17 protein-coding genes are annotated in these 18,602 nt (G+C 52.8%); 11 read left to right on the top strand and 6 right to left on the bottom strand.

Going from position 1 to position 18,602, the window contains the following annotated elements:
• Positions 1–684: 684 nt before the first annotated feature.
• A complete protein-coding gene (locus tag ACFQUU_RS02505; RefSeq protein WP_382242196.1) occupies positions 685–1,626 on the bottom strand; it encodes a MerR family transcriptional regulator in 942 nt (313 codons plus the stop codon).
• Positions 1,627–1,832: 206 nt separating this feature from the next.
• Between ACFQUU_RS02505 and ACFQUU_RS02500 the strand changes: the two genes are divergently transcribed.
• The gene (locus tag ACFQUU_RS02500; protein WP_382242128.1) at positions 1,833–2,114 is read left to right on the top strand and encodes a DUF378 domain-containing protein; all 282 of its coding nucleotides are present in this window, start codon (positions 1,833–1,835) and stop codon (positions 2,112–2,114) included.
• A gap of 290 nt (positions 2,115–2,404) precedes the next feature.
• Positions 2,405–3,364, top strand: coding sequence for a fasciclin domain-containing protein (locus tag ACFQUU_RS02495; RefSeq protein ID WP_382242125.1), 960 nt, complete (start codon positions 2,405–2,407; stop codon positions 3,362–3,364).
• Between the two features lie 268 nt (positions 3,365–3,632).
• Here ACFQUU_RS02495 and ACFQUU_RS02490 read toward each other — a convergent pair whose 3' ends face one another.
• Complete coding sequence (locus ACFQUU_RS02490) at positions 3,633–4,058, bottom strand: universal stress protein (protein WP_382242122.1); 426 nt, start codon at positions 4,056–4,058, stop codon at positions 3,633–3,635.
• Between the two features lie 519 nt (positions 4,059–4,577).
• Between ACFQUU_RS02490 and ACFQUU_RS02485 the strand changes: the two genes are divergently transcribed.
• The gene (locus tag ACFQUU_RS02485; protein WP_382242119.1) at positions 4,578–5,648 is read left to right on the top strand and encodes an AI-2E family transporter; all 1,071 of its coding nucleotides are present in this window, start codon (positions 4,578–4,580) and stop codon (positions 5,646–5,648) included.
• A gap of 240 nt (positions 5,649–5,888) precedes the next feature.
• Positions 5,889–6,128, top strand: a complete 240-nt coding sequence (locus ACFQUU_RS02480; protein ID WP_382242116.1) for a hypothetical protein — start codon at positions 5,889–5,891, stop codon at positions 6,126–6,128.
• 64 nt (positions 6,129–6,192) lie between these two features.
• Here the strand turns inward: ACFQUU_RS02480 and ACFQUU_RS02475 are convergent, their stop codons facing one another.
• Positions 6,193–6,492 (bottom strand): hypothetical protein, encoded by a 300-nt coding sequence (locus ACFQUU_RS02475; RefSeq protein ID WP_382242113.1) that lies wholly within the window; start codon positions 6,490–6,492, stop codon positions 6,193–6,195.
• A gap of 227 nt (positions 6,493–6,719) precedes the next feature.
• Between ACFQUU_RS02475 and glf the strand changes: the two genes are divergently transcribed.
• Positions 6,720–7,871: a UDP-galactopyranose mutase gene (gene glf / locus ACFQUU_RS02470; RefSeq protein WP_382242110.1), complete on the top strand. Its 1,152-nt coding sequence runs from the start codon at positions 6,720–6,722 to the stop codon at positions 7,869–7,871.
• A gap of 95 nt (positions 7,872–7,966) precedes the next feature.
• On the opposite strand, the gene ACFQUU_RS02465 is transcribed toward glf, so the two are convergent.
• Positions 7,967–8,305 (bottom strand): hypothetical protein, encoded by a 339-nt coding sequence (locus tag ACFQUU_RS02465; protein ID WP_382242107.1) that lies wholly within the window; start codon positions 8,303–8,305, stop codon positions 7,967–7,969.
• 60 nt (positions 8,306–8,365) lie between these two features.
• On the opposite strand from ACFQUU_RS02465, the gene ACFQUU_RS02460 reads away from it, so the two are divergent.
• Positions 8,366–8,731: a hypothetical protein gene (locus tag ACFQUU_RS02460; RefSeq protein WP_382242104.1), complete on the top strand. Its 366-nt coding sequence runs from the start codon at positions 8,366–8,368 to the stop codon at positions 8,729–8,731.
• A gap of 37 nt (positions 8,732–8,768) precedes the next feature.
• Here the strand turns inward: ACFQUU_RS02460 and ACFQUU_RS02455 are convergent, their stop codons facing one another.
• Complete coding sequence (locus tag ACFQUU_RS02455) at positions 8,769–9,782, bottom strand: LysR family transcriptional regulator (RefSeq protein ID WP_382242101.1); 1,014 nt, start codon at positions 9,780–9,782, stop codon at positions 8,769–8,771.
• Between the two features lie 617 nt (positions 9,783–10,399).
• Between ACFQUU_RS02455 and ACFQUU_RS02450 the strand changes: the two genes are divergently transcribed.
• On the top strand, positions 10,400–11,449 hold the full coding sequence (locus ACFQUU_RS02450; RefSeq protein WP_382242098.1) for a tyrosine-type recombinase/integrase: 1,050 nt from the start codon (positions 10,400–10,402) through the stop codon (positions 11,447–11,449).
• 91 nt (positions 11,450–11,540) lie between these two features.
• On the opposite strand, the gene ACFQUU_RS02445 is transcribed toward ACFQUU_RS02450, so the two are convergent.
• Entirely contained in the window at positions 11,541–12,611 is a 1,071-nt protein-coding gene (locus ACFQUU_RS02445; protein WP_382242095.1) for a GGDEF domain-containing protein, read from the bottom strand.
• A 675-nt stretch (positions 12,612–13,286) separates the two neighbouring features.
• Here ACFQUU_RS02445 and ACFQUU_RS02440 point away from each other — a divergent pair.
• From ACFQUU_RS02440 to ACFQUU_RS02425, 4 genes are all read left to right on the top strand, one after another.
• Complete coding sequence (locus ACFQUU_RS02440; protein WP_382242092.1) at positions 13,287–13,736, top strand: hypothetical protein; 450 nt, start codon at positions 13,287–13,289, stop codon at positions 13,734–13,736.
• A gap of 226 nt (positions 13,737–13,962) precedes the next feature.
• Positions 13,963–14,571 carry a response regulator gene (locus ACFQUU_RS02435; RefSeq protein ID WP_382242089.1) on the top strand — a complete coding sequence of 203 codons (609 nt, stop codon included), beginning with the start codon at positions 13,963–13,965 and terminating at the stop codon, positions 14,569–14,571.
• 150 nt (positions 14,572–14,721) lie between these two features.
• Complete coding sequence (locus ACFQUU_RS02430; RefSeq protein WP_382242086.1) at positions 14,722–18,012, top strand: DUF748 domain-containing protein; 3,291 nt, start codon at positions 14,722–14,724, stop codon at positions 18,010–18,012.
• Between the two features lie 109 nt (positions 18,013–18,121).
• On the top strand, positions 18,122–18,505 hold the full coding sequence (locus tag ACFQUU_RS02425; RefSeq protein WP_382242083.1) for a hypothetical protein: 384 nt from the start codon (positions 18,122–18,124) through the stop codon (positions 18,503–18,505).
• Positions 18,506–18,602: the final 97 nt, after the last annotated feature.

Here is an 18,602-nt window from a genome sequence, read left to right as displayed (position 1 = left end):
CGTGAGCACTTAATGCTTGTAGTATTACGATAGTCCCGAAGAACCATCGCCGCACTCCATCAAGCGCCCACACTTATCGGCTGTTATTTGTTAAAGAACCATCCTGCCCGTACCGCAGATTTCCATCTACCGTACCCGCCGTCAAATCGTTGTGTTTGTCAGCCAGCAGAGAAACGAGATTATGAAGCATGTTCTGTTTTGCGTCAAGCTTTTTACACTGTAGCTGTTCGCCTAACTGCTTCTTTTTACAAGAGTTTTCGATCTTGCAAGCCGCACGCAAATCGTTCCATTTCGTGCACCAAAGAGGCGAGATTATGGAGCGTTTGACAGCTTCGGTCAAGAGCCCCAGAAAGATTTTTGGCGAAAGTCTAAGGTAGAGTAAAGTGTGCCGACTGTTCGTCGCACTACAGGCGGAAGGACACTATCTTTAAATATGGGCACTAAACCGGAGAAACATATTCTTGGCGCCAGCAAAAGAACCATATACCCTGGGGTGGCTCGGCATCGGCAACAGAAATTAAGCATTTTGCAACGCAGATGCTAGCCGACAATATGGGCGAATATTGCGCCATTTATTAGATAGCATCACTACCTGAAGTAATCGTCGCCATGAAGCGGTTATCTTTTGCCACACCACTCTGTTGAGCATATTGAGCAAATGCATTGACCGGTGGACAACGATCCCTAATTTGCGTTGCGCCGGCGCCAGTCATCAAGCGCGTCACGTAGTTCGTCGAGGTTTAGAACCCTTACGGTTGGCGGTGGGCGACGTACGAGGACAGCACTGCGCCCACCGACCCAGATCTCGGTTGAGTCGGGAACTGCTGCGCGCAAATCGCCTAGCGACTCAAGTACATGCGCGGGTCGCACAGAAGCAGAAAAGGATAAAGCAACAATGTCCGCTGACTGTACCTGTGCAGCCTTGACGATCTCGGTGATGGGAGTCTGCACGCCGAGGGAGATGCAGCTTGCGCCTTCAAGCGTTAGTATCGCCTCTGACATCAGCAGGCCTAATCCATGGGGTTCATTAGGCACGGTGGTTAGCAGGATTCGCGGCCGCATCGGCCTACCTGCGCGCGTGGACGCTGCAGGAACAGAGGAAATTGCATTTCGCATAACTATCTGCACACACTCCGTGTATAGATGCTCCTCGAAGACAGCCAGGTTCCCCTTAGCCCAGTGATCACCTACCATTGTGGTGAGCGGAGCGACGACATCGGTGACAAACCGATACATGCCCATCCTGAGAAGTGATTGGGAGAGGTCTCGACGCATCTCGTCCACACGATGCGCCTTGCATAGCTTAATAAAGTACAGCAATTCTTCCGGTTCAGCATAGCTATCATCCGCACGAGCTTCAGCGCCAGCCTCTGGACTAGCGATCGCCCGGAGCTTTTCCATCTCGACGCCGACGATCTTTCCTGGACGATGCCCTTGATCCATGAGGATTTTAATCAGCCTTAATTTTTCGACCTGCTCCGGTGGATAGATGCGCTCGCCAAACTCATCACGCCCCGGGAATGGGAAGTCATAGCGGCGCTCCCATACGCGCAACGTATCTTTGGACAGTCCAGTTTCTCGCTCGACTGCCGCGATACTCAACCCGTTTGGGACAACCATTGTCATATTTTTCAAATAACTTCCTGAATACGTCAAGCTTAAACACAGATATTGTAAGTGCAATGCATGTCTAAGACAAACCGAAAATAGTGCGAACCTAGCATTATGTATATTGTCTAGGTCAACATGGGTGGACAGGACCACTCTGTATTTAACTTCAGCAAAGAAGTACTTGCCTTGCTTTTTTTCAACTCAATACAATGGAGTTCATCATGGCTACAGCACAAGGTCATATTCAGGAAAGACGTCATATTTCAGACCGCCGCTCGGGCATTTCTCGCACTCATGCAAAGCGTATGAGTGCGGTAGATTGGCTCGCAATGACTCTTCTTATAGTCGGCGGAATCAACTGGGGATTGGTCGGATTGTTTAATTTTGATCTCGTTGCGACATTGTTTGGGGAAATGAGCGCGCTCTCAAGAATTGTCTATATTGTTGTTAGTTTGTGCGCCCTGTACTCGATTTACATCAGCAGCAAGATGTCGCGCCGATAGTCGCAGTATTTCATGTTCCACGCAGTCCAAAGCCGGTATAACCTTACCGGCTTTTTTGCTTTGTGCTTACCCTCTAGAGTTAATGTGACAGGGCCTTGGACAAACCGGGTCAAAGAGCAAATTCATTCAAAAAATTCCTTGCTTTGTCTAAGACAATTATGCTCTAACATTGCGCGATCTCAAAGGCGCAGACATGTGGCTTTCTATCATTTGAGTACACGTCGAATCTACTTCCGCAACGTCAGTGCGCTGCCTTCGACGCGTTCGCAAACCACTTGAAGGAGATCACGATGAAGCCCGCAAAATACCTGTTTGCCTTGCTGTCTGCTGCTTTCATTAGCGGCTGCGGAGGCAGCGACGACGCCGACGTGCCAGTAGCCGCCACCGCTCTTATTCCAACAGTCGATAAGGTGGCGCAGGAACGCGGCTTCAGTGCATTACTAGCAGCAGCGACGAAGGCAGAGCTTGCGCCAACCCTAGCGGATCCCAACGCAAAAGTAACCGTTTTTGCGCCCACCGATACAGCGTTCAGTAATCTCGCTACATCCCTTGGTTTTGCTAACGCAAATGCAATGGTGGCCGCGTTGCCTCCTGTCGCGTTGAAGAGCATTTTGTCCTACCATGTGCTGCCAACCAGCAAACCAGCTTCTGAATTAACCGCAGCGTCGCAGTCTGCGCAGCCAACGCTATACAATTTTGATGGCCAGCCTGCAAATTTGGCCGTCTCTACGCAAGGCGGGGTAAAAATCACCGATGCGGCGCTTACCAGTGCAAATGTCACCGCTACTGATGTGCCGGCAAGCAATGGCATTATCCATTCAATCGACAAAGTACTTATTCCGCCAGGCGTGCTGAACATCGTGCAGATGGCACAGGCGAATCCACAATTGTCATCCCTGGTCGGCGCGGTCGTCAGCGCTAATCTGCAAGGCACACTCGCCGGAGCGGGGCCATTCACCGTTTTCGCGCCAATCAATTCGGCGTTTGCCGCGGCACCGACTGGCCTGACTCCGACGCAGCTCGCGACCGTGCTGACATACCATGTCTTGGGGTCGCAAGTGCTTGCCTCACAAATCCCTTTTGGTACTGCTGTCAATACGCTGGCTAATCAGGCAATTACCTTCAATGCCGGAACCCCACCTACGATCACTGATACAACCCGAGTTGCCGCGACGATTAATGCCAGCAATGTACGGGCAAGCAATGGTGTAATTCACGTCATCGACAAGGTACTGATTCCTGCATTGTGATGACAACGGATCACTAGAAAAGGACGGCAACAATGAAGACTGCAGCGGGGCTACTGCCAGAATAACGGGGACGCGCCGCTGCGGCCGTATTAAAGATAATACCGGCTCTTCGGATGTTATCGACTCGCCAGAATGCAATCCAGTGTGTAACGGAATAACTGCCAAGACGGCACAAAAGAATCTTGTGTTGCGCGTCCTTTGTCAGAGAGGACAGCGTGCTGGCAATCTCGCAGCTTGAAACGATCTCGCCGTTAATGCTGAGCCAGTTTTAACGAATCAGCAAAACAGGCACTGAGGACCTTGCAATAACCTTCGTCGCAACTGAACCCATGATCAGGTTCTTCAGGGCACCATGTCCATGAGCCCCCATTACGACCATGTCAATCTGGTGACGCTCCGTATAGGCATGGATCTGCTCCGCTACTTCACCGACCACATAGCCGGCCTTAAAAGAAATGCCCTTGGATCGCAACAGCTCCTGGTGCGGCAGCAAAATGGCTTCCGCCCCTTCTCGATAGTAATTTTCCACGGCTGCGGTACCGAGTACTGCTTTAGCACGTCCTTCGGGAATTGGCTCTTGCACATAAAGGACATGAAGCTCAGGCAGCTCCTTGAACCAGTTGAATCTCGCAATCAGAAAGTCAACAGCCTTGGCTGTATAGATGGAACCGTCTACCGCGCTCAGTATTTTCATGATGATACTTGTGTGTTACTTGATGTTTTATGCGGCTGAAGACGGGTTTTACCGGTTCCGAGGGCCGTGGTTGGGCGCAGTGTGTTCGAATGAAAAACAAAATAAATTGATTGAAGTCAAATTTGCCCAAGTCGTTCCGGATTCTCTGCAAGCTGCCCCTTAAGCGCTCAGAGCTTTCGGAATAAATTGACCTTGGCAATGCCTTGCTGCCATTGTGTGCTGATGAGGCTACCGATTCACTGGTAACGGGCTGTTATGACCGCACGCTTCCTTGAACCATTACTGAACGGTGTTTCGCGAACCATGCTTCAGTCCACGACGATTCCCTGCCTTCGTTTCTTCCAGTCGGGTTGACTTGCAAACCATGACTGCGCATCATGCGTGGACAATCAACTTCACGCAGATACGACCAAACTTGTGCAGCTCCGCTTGAGCTTTGATACAACGCTTCACAGATCGATGACGAATACTTCGTAATATTCGATTGACGGCGGAATTTGTTTCCAAGAATATTGCAACATGCCATATCTTTCTCTGTTCCTTCCTGTTCTGTTTGTAGTAGCACTGGCTTTTCTGCTCAAACATTTTTTGGCTTCGCTCGCTTGGGCAGGCCTGCTTGCTGTTATTACCTGGCCGGTCCATCAGATGCTGATGCGCCGTGGCGGGTCAAGGACAGGGAGTGCCGTGCTCATTCTCACTGCGCTGATTATCAGCTTTGTGGCGCCCTCCGTTTTCCTGTTCAATACGCTGAGCAATGAACTGTCGACGGTAGAAAGGCTGGTTGGTCAACTGAATCAAACTGGCGTACCGGTCCCTGAGTGGCTAATGCGTCTCCCGATGATCGCAAAACCGGCCGTAAAGTGGTGGCAGGAGAATCTTGAGGTGCCCGGCGGGCTAAATACCCTGATACAGACCACGGCAGGTGACCTTGTCCCCCACCTCAGCAGTGCGCTAAGTACCTTGGGACCGAGTATCCTTGCCAACGCCCTGTATCTGTTTCTTGCACTATTGACATTATTTATTCTCTACATAGAGGGCCCGGCGGTAGTCCGTTATGTCGATCATGCCGGCGAACGAATCACCCCTAAGTATTATGCTGTGGTGCGCCGCCTGTTTCCGCTTTCGGTCCGGGGAACCGCGCTCGGCCTTTGCTCCGTTGCGATCCTTGAGGGCATCGTCCTCGGGGCCGCCTATGCGGTTGCGGGTGCCCCGGCACCAGTGCTGCTAGGTGTGATCACTGGTTACATGGCATTGATCCCGGGCGGGGCGCCGTTGTCCTTCACGGCGGTATCCCTGCTTTTGCTGGGACAGGGTAATGCAGGGGCGGCACTGGGGCTCTTTTGCTGGGGGGCGTTTGAACTGTTTATGGTGGACAAATTTATTCGTCCTAAACTCATTGGGCAGCGCGTTGACCTACCTTTCCTTGCTGTACTGTTCGGCTTGCTTGGCGGCGTTTCGACAATGGGGGTCTTAGGTCTATTTATCGGTCCCTTCATGATGGCGGTTTTGTTCTGGTGGCTGCGCAATGGAAAGGATGACTCTGTACAGGGTCCGTCCGTACCGTCGAAAAGCGATAAATTAGCCGCTTGATTTTTACTCTCATTTCCATAAGCCGATCCTTAGACTCATCTGACTCGGCAATGTAGCGCCACGCTTTAAAGCCTACTTGCTGCGACCAATTTGGTTGCGAAAATTCAAACTTCCTTTCGAGTACGTATTTTCCTACGTTGAAAGACAGCGGATTCCGATGTTCCGCATTCGTGCCCTTAGATATATTGCCTTCATCGAAGCAGCAATCTGAATTAAACATATCTATTCAAGGGGCAGAACATGAGTGATGAAGCAGACGTTGCAAACGACAAGATTGAGATGGACCGCATGGCAGCGATTGAAGCATGCCGTCGGCAACCGGGATTGCCGGCTAAAGGAGCTTGCTGGTTCTGCGACGAGGCATTACCGCCCATGAAAAAATTCTGCGACAGCGACTGTGCGGCAGACTACGAACTCGAACAGGCAGCATGGGCACGTGCGGGTCGCCCTCGTGGACCGAGCGATATGCACGCCGATTAAAAGATTAAACAGAGCGGGACTGAATCATATATTCAAGCGCAGGCCGGCCAATGCAATTACGTCATTAGCCGAGTGCCTGCGCAAAGGTCGGCGTGAACTGGTAGGCAAGTTGTGCGTCTCTTACGCCGATGGACTGAAATATATGGAAGCTGAGCCATTCGGTATCACTTGAAATGCATATTTCCGCTTCGAAAATTTCGCGCATGAGCATAACCGTGGTGTTCCAGTTATCACTCTCTACCGGCAAATAGCACAGACCTGATTTATCCTGCGGCGCAGACACAATCACATGCGCAACTAGCGTGTTGAGCAACTCAACCGCTGCCTCGCTCAGTACCTCTTCCACCGCCTTGTTTATCTGCATGGGAGATAGTATGCCTCGAACCAACAGAGGCATGCCAGTCCTTTTGCTCTTGAATGCGCAAGAAGTATCCGGTCACTTCATCGTTAGTTACTTTCCTCAACAGATCAAAAGCTTCCTGCTATCCGTCAAGGCCAGTGAATAACGCGCCGCGTAGACTTGAACTCATTTTTATTGGCCCCCTTTCAGCATGACGCGGGCCATGCTCCATCCATGAGGAAAGGAAAGATTTGAAAAAGATCGCTATTGTCGGCGCCGGTTTTTCTGGCGCTGTTATCGCACACGAGCTTGCCAAGGCCGGTTATCAACTTGAAGTATTTGATTCCCGTTCCCATGTGGCAGGCAATTGCCATTCACAGTGCGACCCTGAGACGGGCGTCATGGTACACACCTATGGGCCGCACATTTTTCACACCAGCAATGAAAAGGTTTGGAATTATGTCCGACAGTTCGATGAGTTCATGCCCTATACCAATAGAGTCAAGGCGATTACAAAAGGACGCGTGTTTTCGCTGCCAGTAAACCTGCTAACGATTAACCAGTTCTTCGGGAAGACATTTAACCCACGGGAAGCAGAAGCGTTCCTGGCATCAATTGGCGATCAAAGCATCAGCGATCCGAAGACTTTTGAAGAACAGGCATTACGATTTGTCGGCAAGGACTTATACGAAGCATTTTTCAAAGGATACACGACCAAACAATGGGGTATGCATCCTTCGGAACTTCCCGCCAGCATTCTGAAGCGGCTGCCGGTTCGGTTTAACTATGACGACAACTATTACGCCAGCAACTTCCAGGGAATGCCAAAGAACGGCTATACCTTCATTGTCGAAAAGATGCTCGATCATCCCGGCATTCAGCTCCATCTCGGCACCACGTTCGAACGTGAATCGGCCGGCGACTATGATCATGTCTTTTATAGCGGGCCGATTGACACCTGGTTTGGATATAGTCAGGGAAGATTGGGGTACCGTACGCTGGACTTTGAATCCGAAACCCACGATGGCGACTATCAAGGCAACGCGGTATTGAATTATTGCGATGAGGATGTGCCATGGACCAGGATCTCCGAGCATAAGCATTTTTCGCCCTGGGAATCCCATGAGAAAACCGTGATTTTCAAGGAGTACAGCCGATTCTGCGAAGAGAACGACATCCCTTATTACCCGATCCGACTAGTGAAGGACAAATCGCAGCTGAAGCAATACATCGAACTCGCACTGGCGGAACGCAATATTACTTTTGTCGGACGACTGGGTACCTACCGTTATCTGGACATGCACGTTACGATTGCAGAAGCGCTTGATGTCGCGGAGCAGTTCCTCGCGCGCGCAGGTGGTAGCGAGCCTATGCCATCGTTTACAGTCAACCCGCTGGGTTGAGCTACGCTCGGCAGAAGGTAAAGAGAAGACCGATGCAAACCCCCAGACAAGCAACTTGTTCGCATGGCCTGTCTGGCTGATCTGCTATTTGCGATTCAAAGCTCTTCCGGCGGCATCTCCGTCATGGTGACGGCGGTGCGAAGGCTGTTGCTGAAGCCAGGTAATGTCTGCGTCTCGCCTTGCGGCACTGGCTTCCTGAAAGCATAGACGCGTGCATGCGCCTGCGCCGGCATGTCTCCGATGCCGTCGGAAAGCATGGCGGAAAGCGACGAAGAGTTCTCCGGGCCGCTTTTTTGCCGTTGCCGTCCTTGTAATGAAATCACCGGACACTTGTTCATGACTTTCTCCCCTTGTACAGAGATTGCAGTATAGAACCGGAGTGCGCTGGGGACTGTGACATTTTGTTTCGCACCCAATGTTGTTTCGTCCTTCAAGAAACAATCGATGCGGCAGTCTGTCATATCTGTACAGTGACCCTCTTGAGGAACAGATCGATGATGCACGTTGAAAAACTTGAAGAGATATCAGCCAGCCTGAATCAATTGAAAAGTAACTTGCAGCGGGCACTGAATGAAGGAGATCATCCCCTTGATGCCCATAGTGCGCTGGTTCGACAAGCAGAGGAATGCGAGTTCATGCTGCCAGAGAAGTTGACGACCAAGACACTGGCCGAGGCGGTTGACCGCAAGCTTGCAAATGTCGCCGTCCTTCTCGAGCGAGCACGGAGACACGAGAGTCTGCCGGAGGACGCACAAGCTGCGGCAGAGCAGGAGTACATGCTGTCTGAAGAAGACTATGCGGCGGATGCCGGTCACCCGCTAGAACACGGTAAAGAGCCTGGAGTGCGGCCGCAAAATTAGCGATTCCCTGTCTCGGCGGGAGGCGGATTCTTAGAATTCACTTGTGACCAGTCGCGCGAACTAAGGTTTGCCGCTCTTCAGTTAATTGCATTTCTTCGGATAGCTGCCTCGGCTGAATCCGCGTACCCCCTGTAATGTCGTACAGCATATCGCGGACCCATCGATGCGCTGGATCACGTGCATGACGCTCATGCCAGAGCATATCGACATGCACTGGTGGCAAATCAAACGGCATCTCACGGCCAATGACGAGATCGGTCAAGCCGATCGCTGCGATAAGGTGACGCGGTACGACCGCAAGCAAGTCAGAATAGGCAACGACTTTGCCTACCGTGAAAAACTGATTGACGGTCAGTGCGATATGGCGCTCGCGGCCGAATTGGTTAAGTACGTCATCCACTAGGCCATGTGCTTTTCCGGAAACGCTCATCAGGACATGCTCGGCACGACAATAGTCATCAAGTGTAAAGTCACTCTCTGCGAGAGGATGACCGCACCGCATAATGCAGACGTACGAACCGCTATACAAGCGTTGATGCAAAATCGCAGAAAATGCCCCCTGACCGCCCGAAATCTGCGCGGCAATGCCAGGGAAATAACCGATAGCAAGATCGATCTCTCCTTGTAGCAGGAGCGGCTTAGGATCACGTGTCAGGAGAGGTATGAGGCGGATACAGAGATGAGGAGCGCGACGCTTTATTTCGCGCATCAATGATGGCAGGACAAGCGCCGCCGTAGAGTCCGCCATGGCAAAACGAAAAGTCGCATGCGTCTCCGACAGATCGAATGTTTGTGGCGTAATTGCTTCTTCGAGCGCGGTCAAGGCAAGCCGCACCGCAGGCCACAACTCTTCAGCGCGCGAGGTCGGCGTAACCCCGTGCGCATTCCGGACCAACAGGTCGTCACCCAGCGCTTCACGCAGCCGACGCAAGGCATTGGATACCGCCGGCTGCGTCATCGAGAGACGCATTGCGGCACGAGTGAGGTTCTGTTCACTCATGACGGCATCGAACACGCGAAGCAGGTTCAGATCCAGTGTCTGGAAGCTCATCGAAAGCTCGCTATAAGTTCGGGTGTCGCGACGTTGTCCAAGGATCCGATACGCCTGCCGGACAGAATAGCGCCGCTGTCATGAATATACTGCATCGTCCGAGATGACGCGCATGGCTCTACACGCTAGATGTGCGTAATAACAAGAGATGTTCCTTGTGGAAATTCAGGTGTTTATTTTGTAGATTGTTTGGCTGGTGCACTGTACCGAAGAACGATTTATGCGCCGTCACCTTTGTCGCAACGAGGTGTCTTCTTGATACCGACCTTTGCTCATCGAGCATCACCGTTACGCTCTTAGTCTTGGTGCAGTTATTCCGTTTCAAATTTCTGGTCGAAGGAAACATGAAGGTTTTGAACGGGGATGGCGAGTTCGATTCTCGCAATATGCGCGCACTTTTCTGTGTCGATCAATCCGAACTAACCGACGCTTTACATTTGCTCCCAACGGAGCAGCACTATTAAGCCGTGCAGTATTGATTCTAACCAGGTGCGAGTGTATATATTTTTATCTTAAGCCTTAACACCAACGGCACGCGGTTAGTTCGAATCTCTTGCAGCCGCTAATGATCCACGCCACAATGTGACTTTGGCCATGCATACTCTGATTGCCTGACGATGACACTGCCATTATTTCCTGCCGACGACCACGCGCTCCTCGAAGAGCGCCTGCGTGGACTGTTCAGGTCCTGGGTTGACTTTCGTGCTCTCTCGAACTCACGTGTCCGAACCGAGCGTCCGTTGAAGGAAGAGTCCGCAACCGTGTATCAAGAAATGTGGCATGCGTTTGCTGCGTTCTGTGCAGCGCGAAATCTTGATACGTCGACGATCAGCGCTGCGGATATCCAGACCTTTCTAATGCTGCGCGGGAGCGGAAATGACGGTGAAAAGCCACGGGTCAGCATCAAAGGGGAAGACCTGTCTCCGCGTTATGCATGGCGCATGCTGACACTTATTGATCGAATCACCCGCTTCCATGCGGAGCGTGAGGGCATACCGCCCAATCGCGCGGCGACCGAGCTGCTGCAAAAAGACGAATACCGTTATGCCAACGCCAGCCACCGCGACCCACTGCCAGAGTTCTGTACCGAGGCGCAGGCAAAACGCCTTATCGGTTATCTGACAGAGATCCGGCACGCGGATTCCGCCGAAGGCCCACTACCATGGAAAGAGGTACGAGATCGAACCGCAGTAGCAATGATGCTTGGCGCGGGGCTGACTCCCGGGGATGTCCGTGCCATGACGCTCGACGGTATTACCACTGATGGCGGACGCAAAGCCGGGGTTCCCTGGAAGCTTGCTCTGCCCGGCAATGGCAACGCCCCCGCGCGCGAGACGCCAGTCGCAGAATGGGCCGGACGGCAATTGGCATTGTGGATGTCGATACGGACGGCACAGCGGATTCAAGGTAATCTGGTCTTTCCCTCCACGCTGGCTGGCAAACCCTGGTCGCACACGGGTTGCTACGAATGCTGCAAAGCGGTGCTGGCTGGCGCCGGCATGGAAGGTGACTCCGGCGGCGTATTCAAATTGCGGCACACATTCGCCTTGAGACAGCTTTCCAAAGGGAGGAGCGAGGTGGAAGTTGCGCGCTGGCTTGGACTGCTGGACATGAGTGGCATGGCACGGTACCGCCGTGTCATGCCGCGCCCGGTAGACATTGTATAGAGCGCGTTGGTCCGCCTGCACCGTCAACGCCGGCCCCCTTTGCGGCAGCCAAGGAAAAGCGTTCCAGCAAGCGTCAGCTATGCGCTATACCTTAACATGCTTCGCGGATAGAGAGCGCTGAACCGAAAGAAGTCCGGTACTGGTTTTTACCTGATCGTTTGGCCTGATACATCAGACGATCGGCATTTGCCATCAGTTCTTCAACACTTGTCGATTCCGGATCCGGATGGATGCAGATACCAATGCTGCCGCTGATGCGTATTTCAGCATGGCCGGCAATATGCAGTGTCTCGATAGCGTGCAGGATTTTGTAGGCCAGCCATTCCGCATCTTCCGGTGCGACGAGATTATGTGCCAGAACAGCAAACTCGTCGCCTCCTATGCGTCCGATATCGTCAGATGTGCGCAGCGACTGCCTCAAGCTGTGCGCAACCTGCTTCAGCACCTCATCGCCAGCATTATGGCCGGCGATATCATTGACCGCCTTGAAACCATCCAGGTCCAGCAACATGACTGCGCTGATCTTGCCGTCCGAACTGGTATTTTCCAGCATCCGGGCTAGCGACACGTCGAAGCCGGCACGGTTTAGCACACCTGTCAGCGGGTCGGTCCTGGTCGCCGCCTCCAGTGCAATCGCACGCTGGCGCAACTCCTTCCGACCCTGAGTGATTTGTTCGGATACCAAGGCCACTTGCCATGGAATGATCAGCGTCGCCAGCACCACTCCCAGGGAAACCAGGGGCACGCTACTCCAGAATGGCGACAACATGAAAGCAAACGCCATCAATAGGCTGCCAAGCAACGCTGCCGCCTTCGCATAAAAAGTGCCGCCTATCAAACCACATCCCACAGCTACACTGATCGGTCCCCACAACACCGGCGCGATCATATCGCCGCCCGTCAGAGTGGCAGCGGCAAGAACACTCTGGTCAACCAGGATAGAGATCGCCAGCCTGAGTTTGAGGCGCAACAGCGAGCGCTTTACCAACCAGACCCATGCCAGCGAAAAGCATAGGAAGCCGAAGAACAGAATGAACAGTGCCGGCCTGACGTAGACATGCAAGGCGAAGTGCATTACGCCCAGGTAGAGCCCGAAGCCAGAAGCAATCATCAGGCGAAAGAGTACCTGGCCGACTTCGATATCGAGAGCGGGCCTGGTCATTCGTAACTGATTCGGACGGAACAGGGCGTTCATCACAATTGATTAGAGCGGGTGCCTTCTGCGGGTCGACTTACGGCTACGCCATGAAAGACGTGCTTCTCCATACAAATTACTACTTGGAAACAATTGTACGGTTCTGTATACGCTCCCGCTTCCCATAAATTAGGGGTTGTTTGCGAATTCTTTGAACATATTTACATCCGCCAATGTATTTATGCGTGGAAGCACCTGACTTGTCCGCTATGCCAGTTCATTGTATTGCTTGAAAACTGCATTTTGAGTCTGCGACAGACGAAGACAGTTGAAGCATGCATCAGAAAATGACGGCATTCTCATCTTGCCGGAGAGTCTGCAATGTCCGCGTGCCAGTATCCTGACCTGCATGTAACTAGATCTAGATGCGTATTAAGGGAATTATCGGTATTAACCGTCACAGCAAAGCACAATGTTTCCGTTTGGAAAATTAACGAATAGATCGTTGTTTTGACAGGTTGATTTGGATCAATCCTTGGAGAAGCGTATCAAAAACATGTGTTAAATAACTATTTTATGGGAGAAACAAGCTTGCCATAAAAGCTATACTGCGTTTAAGCGGAGAGACGGTATAAGACTCTGGCGTCTTAAAAAAACAGACAATTTAAAAAATAAGATAGTCCGCTGCCCAGGGAGCCGCAAATGGAATATCTGACGTTGTGCAAGCAATATCTCAAAGCGATTAACGCTGGAAGTCTGCCCTTGGTCCTGTCGCTTTTCGAGTCACCCGAAGCGATTGTGCGATCACCAGTCTATGGCCAAATGACTGCGGGGACGTATTACCGCATTTTGTTCTCCGATACGCGCGACGCCATTATCCGTATCAGGCATGTCTACGAAGCGCTTTCCGATGCACCTTCCATTGCTCTGCATTTCAGTTACACATGTATCACCAGCAATGGGCACACTGTTGAGTATGATGGCGTTGACGTATTTGAACTCACTAAGGATCAAACGCGCTTTACCAAGCTGACCATCATTTACGATCCTACCCACACCGGGCTCAAACCGAAGCTGATTCAACACTCTGAACGCATCGGTGCCGCGAATCTCGACTTGCCCGCGTACAATCTTGAACTGAAGTTTAATTAGTTGAAGTGATGATCTAATCGGCGGGCCGGGTTCTTCTCTTGAAACGCCCTGCGCCTGAGCGCAATGAACATTGCGGATCGGCAGTGTTTATGGATGAGCCGCAAATGCGTCGCCTCTCTCGCAATGACATGCCTCGATGCCCAGAAATGGCCGATAATCTATTCCCCTTGCGGCCCAGCCCTGTATCGGGTACTGTCCCCCACCTGTAGTAGCGTTTTTTCCATCGATGGAACCCCTGCGTGATATACAAGTCGACATCATTGCGCAATCCCAAGCCACACTGCTGGCCAATCAGGTAAAAAGACAAAATCCACTTATTCGCGCCATGCTCAAAGATAAATTCACCTCATTTATCCTGGCACTTCCCGCCTCGGACCATGACAAATCGGGTGGCTCGCCTTCCGAAGCAAGCCCATCTCCGGTAGACCTGCCTGGTGCTGTCGGCGACCGCCTTGCGCAGGCCACAACACGTCGTGTGCTCGTTGTGGATGACAATGAAGATGCAGCGCAATCAACCGCGGAGTTGCTTCGCCTGTTCGGGCATGAAGTTTTTATTGCCCACGAGGGCACCTCTGCGCTGGCTGAACGTGCGCGCCTGAAGCCGGATGTTGTATTACTTGACATCAGCCTTCCTGATATCGATGGTTATGAAGTTGCACGGAGAATGCGCGGCGAAGCTGAACAGAACTCGATGGTCCTGGTCGCCATGACAGGCTGGGGCAATGAAGAAGACAAGCAACGGGCAAACGATGCGGGCTTTGACCAGCATTGGGTCAAACCGGTCAGCATCGACAAACTGAAAGACATTGCCGCGCTCACGCACCAGCGTCCCTGAATTCAAGAACACCTGTCAAAACGATAATCGCAAGGCGCAGCGGGGAAGAAAGTACAGGCTGCGCCTACGCGGTGTGTCGCTGCAAGCGACTTAAAGCAGATTTCCAATTGATGCACTGGTAAAATCGCGCCACTTCTTTGTGTGTGCATCATGCCCAAAATTTCTACCATCCGGCCACCATCATTTTCCCGACTGATCGCATCGCGGCGTGTCCGTATCGGCGTCGGCTCTGTCGTCGCTCTCGTGCTGCTTTATACAGCATTCGGTTTTCTTGCGCTCCCCGTGATAATTCAATCCCAGCTCTCGAAGGCCGTTCAGGAAAAGCTTGGCCGATCAGCGGTGGTGGACACAGTCAAGGTCAATCCTTTTGCGCTGACTGTCGCCCTGTCGGGGCTCAGGGTGATGGAGACAAATGGAAAAGATGTTTTCGCCAGTATCGATACTATCAAACTGAATCTTTCGACAGAATCCTTGATTCGTCTGGCGCCGGTTATCGAATACCTGCAAGTCTCGACGCCTTTGGTTCATGTAATCCGTAACGAGGCAAATCACTATAATTTTGATGATATCGTCAGCACGCTGGCACAGGAGCCTGCATCAGAAGAGCCTGCGCGTTTTTCTGTGAACAATATCCGTATTGAACGAGGACGGATAGAATTTATTGACCGTCCCGCCAAGGCCAGGCATGTCGTTGCAGACCTGGAGTTGGGCGTACCGTTCATTTCATCGCTCCCGTCACAGGTACAGATCTTTGTCGAACCGCTGTTGAGCGCAAAAGTCAACGACACTCCCATTCTTATCCAGGGAAAGGCGCGTCCTTTCGCCAAACCACGCGACGCGATTGTCGAACTCAAGCTCAATGACCTGGACTTGACGCGCTTTATCGATTACCTGCCGGCGAAGCTCAGGATCAAGGTGCCGAGTGCGAGACTTGCCCTGAACATGAGCGCGAGCTTCGTGCAGCCGGAAGACAAACCGGCAGCGCTGGTACTGAATGGCAGTACCACACTCACATCCGTACAGCTCAACGAACCAAGCGGAAAACCCGTGCTGAAGCTGGCGGAGATGAAAATGGATTTACGGGATGCGAGCATGCTGGGCAATCGTTTCGACATAGCCCGAATCGCTGTCCATGGCCTGCAGGCAACAGCGGAACGCAGCGCAAACGGCGAAGCCAGCTGGGAACGCTGGCTTCCGTCCGCGGCACCCGTTGCCACCAAGAGATCGTCCGGCGCCGCCTCATCAAACGCAAGCTCTTACATCGCCGTTGGAGAAGTCGACGTGCAGAATGCGACACTGCACTATGCAGACGCACTGCCGTCACGACCCGTGCACGCAGAGGTAGAAAAGTTTGACTTGTCTTTGCGCAAGCTGGCCGTCGATACCGGCAAAAAAATTGTCTCCATTGCAGAGGTTCGTTCGGACAGCGGTAACTTCCTTCTGCGACAAGACAAGCGAAGTGAAAAGTCGGCAGCCACGCCGGCACCGGCACCGGCAGCTCAAGAAACTACTGCCTCGGCAAAGTCGCCTGTGCCGTCAGCAAAAAAAACCAACAATGCAAACGATCAATACGTCGTGACGGTTGAACGCGTTGGCATCGATAATTGGTCGACTCGCCTGGAAGACCGTAACCATACGGAGCCGGCGGTCACGACCGTCGCGCCGCTCACTGTCGCGATGCAGGAAATATCGACTGCAGCGAACGCCGCACCGGCGCAGGTCAACGTCAAGGCGGGCGTCAACAAGAGCGGACAGTTGACAGTGAGCGGCACGCTTGCAATAGCACCCTTTAGCGGCGAGCTGTCCATCGATATGAAAGGTGTGGACATTCTTCCTGTGCAGCCTTACATCACGGACAGCATTAATCTTCGCCTGACACGCGCCAGCCTGACAACGACAGGAAAATTGCGCCTCGCCATGGGCAAGGACGGTGCGGTCGAAGGCGGCTATCAGGGCGATGTCACGATAGGTAATCTGGCAACCGTCGATAAACTTAGCGGAAACGATTTCCTGCGCTGGAAATCGCTTTTCGTCGGTGGCATGAATGTACGGTTCGCACCGTTTGCGTTGAAGGCAGACCAGGTCGCACTCAGTGATTTTTTTGCCCGCGTGATCATCGATCCAAGCGGCCGCATCAATTTGCAGGACATTGCGCGCGGCCCTGCCGATGCGCAGCGCAGTCTTACCGAACCTGCAAAGGCAACCACATCCGTCGCTAGAAAATCGGCATCTCCACAGGACCAAAAGTCATCGGCTGCCACGCCACTACCCATAGAGGTTCGCAAGCTCACCCTGCAGGGTGGTCGGGTACGCTTTACGGACAACTTCATCAAGCCCAATTACACCGCCACGCTTGCCAGTCTCGGCGGCACCGTAACGGATCTATCGGCAGCCAACGCTGCCGGCGCAAACATTGATTTGCATGGTGAAGTCAACAATGCCCCGCTTGCAATCACAGGCCGTGTAAATCCCTTGCGCGGCGACTTGTTCCTGGATCTTCAAGCCAATGTGCGCGGCATGGAGCTGGCTCCCTTGTCCGCCTATGCGGGACGTTATGTCGGCTATGGCATCGAAAAGGGCAAACTGTCGTTTGATGTAGCGTATCGGGTGGAGGCACGCAAGCTCACAGCCCAGAATCGACTGGTCCTTGACCAGCTTACATTCGGTGACAAGGTGGACAGCCCTTCCGCAACCAAGCTGCCCGTACAGTTTGCTGTTGCCTTGCTGCGCGACCGCAACGGTGTCATTGATGTCAATCTTCCGGTGGGAGGTTCGCTCGATGATCCACAGTTTTCCATCGGCGCACTTCTCGCCAGGGTGATAGGCAACGTGATTCTCAAGGCAGTGAGCCAGCCGTTTGCGCTACTCGGTGCAGCGTTTGGCGGTGGCGAGCAATTATCTTCGATGGCATTCGAACCGGGACGGGCAAGCATCTCCGCCACCGCCGAAGACAAACTCAAATCTCTTGCCAAAGCGCTCACCGAACGCCCCGGCCTGAAGCTGGACATTGCGGGACGTATCGATCCGGAATCCGATAAGGATGGTCTCAAGCGCGCATACGTCGAGCGCAAGGTACGCGCACTGAAGACGCGTGACCTTGCAGCCCGTGGCGTAACGCCAGAACCAGGCAGGGTGACAGTTCAGCCAGAGGAATACCGCGACTTGCTGACAAGGGCATATCGCGACGAAAAATTCCCCAAGCCGCGCAATGTCATCGGCTTGCCCAAATCGCTTTCTGTTGAAGAAATGGAACAGTTGATGATGGCAAACGCCGAGATCAATGAAGACGACTTCATTGCATTGGGCAATCAGCGCGCGCAGGCTGCCAAGACTTGGCTGCAGCGCAATGGCAACATATCAGGAGATCGACTGTTTATTCTTGCTTCCAAGATAGACAACAGCAGCGGCAATGGGGGCCATGTTGACTTTTCATTAAGATAATAAGTCACTGGACGTTGCAAGAAACATTTTGTAACCATCTTTACCCGTTAACTATGGTTATGTACATGCCAATGCGATGTAATGAAGCCATCAAACTAGGAGATGGACCATGAATAAAGTATTTGGCGTTAAGGGATTGATCGCAGGCATAGCCCTGTTACTGTCGTCTGGCGCCGCGCTGGCGCGCGTCGATGTAGGCATCAATATCGACATACCCGGTCCGTACGTGCGGCCGGCTCCGGTCTACGTTGAACCACAACCAGTCTACGTACAGCCACGCCCGGTGTACGTACAGCCGCGTCCGGTTTATGTCCATCCGCAGCCTGTGTACGTGCAGCCACGTCCTATCGTCATCGAGCAGCGCGGCTACCGCCACGGCCACGGCCATCACCACGGCTGGGAACATCGGCGCGGGCATGGAGGCCGTGACTGGGATCACGATGGCGTACCGAATCGCTTCGATCGCCGTCCCAATAACCCTTACCGTTACTGAAATCACTGAAGTTTGCCGGCAGGATGCCGAGGTTGATCGTATCGATCTCTGATATGGGTCACCATCTTCTGCATTCTGCCGGCGCATCCTTATCCCT

This window comes from Herbaspirillum sp. GCM10030257 (assembly GCF_042666555.1).
In the GTDB taxonomy this organism is placed as follows: Bacteria; Pseudomonadota; Gammaproteobacteria; order Burkholderiales; family Burkholderiaceae_D; genus Noviherbaspirillum.
The sequence above is the reverse complement of the archived record's forward strand: the minus strand, read 5'-3'. Positions and strand labels throughout refer to the sequence as shown.

Excerpts from the sequence above, each read along its gene's own strand:
- ACFQUU_RS02505 (WP_382242196.1), bottom strand. The coding sequence starts at position 1,626 with ATGACAATGGTTGTCCCAAACGGGTTGAGTATCGCGGCAGTCGAGCGA.
- ACFQUU_RS02500 (WP_382242128.1), top strand. The coding sequence starts at position 1,833 with ATGGCTACAGCACAAGGTCATATTCAGGAAAGACGTCATATTTCAGAC.
- ACFQUU_RS02495 (WP_382242125.1), top strand. The coding sequence starts at position 2,405 with ATGAAGCCCGCAAAATACCTGTTTGCCTTGCTGTCTGCTGCTTTCATT.
- ACFQUU_RS02490 (WP_382242122.1), bottom strand. The coding sequence starts at position 4,058 with ATGAAAATACTGAGCGCGGTAGACGGTTCCATCTATACAGCCAAGGCT.
- ACFQUU_RS02485 (WP_382242119.1), top strand. The coding sequence starts at position 4,578 with ATGCCATATCTTTCTCTGTTCCTTCCTGTTCTGTTTGTAGTAGCACTG.
- ACFQUU_RS02480 (WP_382242116.1), top strand. The coding sequence starts at position 5,889 with ATGAGTGATGAAGCAGACGTTGCAAACGACAAGATTGAGATGGACCGC.
- ACFQUU_RS02475 (WP_382242113.1), bottom strand. The coding sequence starts at position 6,492 with ATGCAGATAAACAAGGCGGTGGAAGAGGTACTGAGCGAGGCAGCGGTT.
- ACFQUU_RS02460 (WP_382242104.1), top strand. The coding sequence starts at position 8,366 with ATGATGCACGTTGAAAAACTTGAAGAGATATCAGCCAGCCTGAATCAA.
- ACFQUU_RS02455 (WP_382242101.1), bottom strand. The coding sequence starts at position 9,782 with ATGAGCTTCCAGACACTGGATCTGAACCTGCTTCGCGTGTTCGATGCC.
- ACFQUU_RS02450 (WP_382242098.1), top strand. The coding sequence starts at position 10,400 with ATGACACTGCCATTATTTCCTGCCGACGACCACGCGCTCCTCGAAGAG.
- ACFQUU_RS02445 (WP_382242095.1), bottom strand. The coding sequence starts at position 12,611 with ATGACCAGGCCCGCTCTCGATATCGAAGTCGGCCAGGTACTCTTTCGC.
- ACFQUU_RS02440 (WP_382242092.1), top strand. The coding sequence starts at position 13,287 with ATGGAATATCTGACGTTGTGCAAGCAATATCTCAAAGCGATTAACGCT.
- ACFQUU_RS02435 (WP_382242089.1), top strand. The coding sequence starts at position 13,963 with ATGGAACCCCTGCGTGATATACAAGTCGACATCATTGCGCAATCCCAA.
- ACFQUU_RS02430 (WP_382242086.1), top strand. The coding sequence starts at position 14,722 with ATGCCCAAAATTTCTACCATCCGGCCACCATCATTTTCCCGACTGATC.
- ACFQUU_RS02425 (WP_382242083.1), top strand. The coding sequence starts at position 18,122 with ATGAATAAAGTATTTGGCGTTAAGGGATTGATCGCAGGCATAGCCCTG.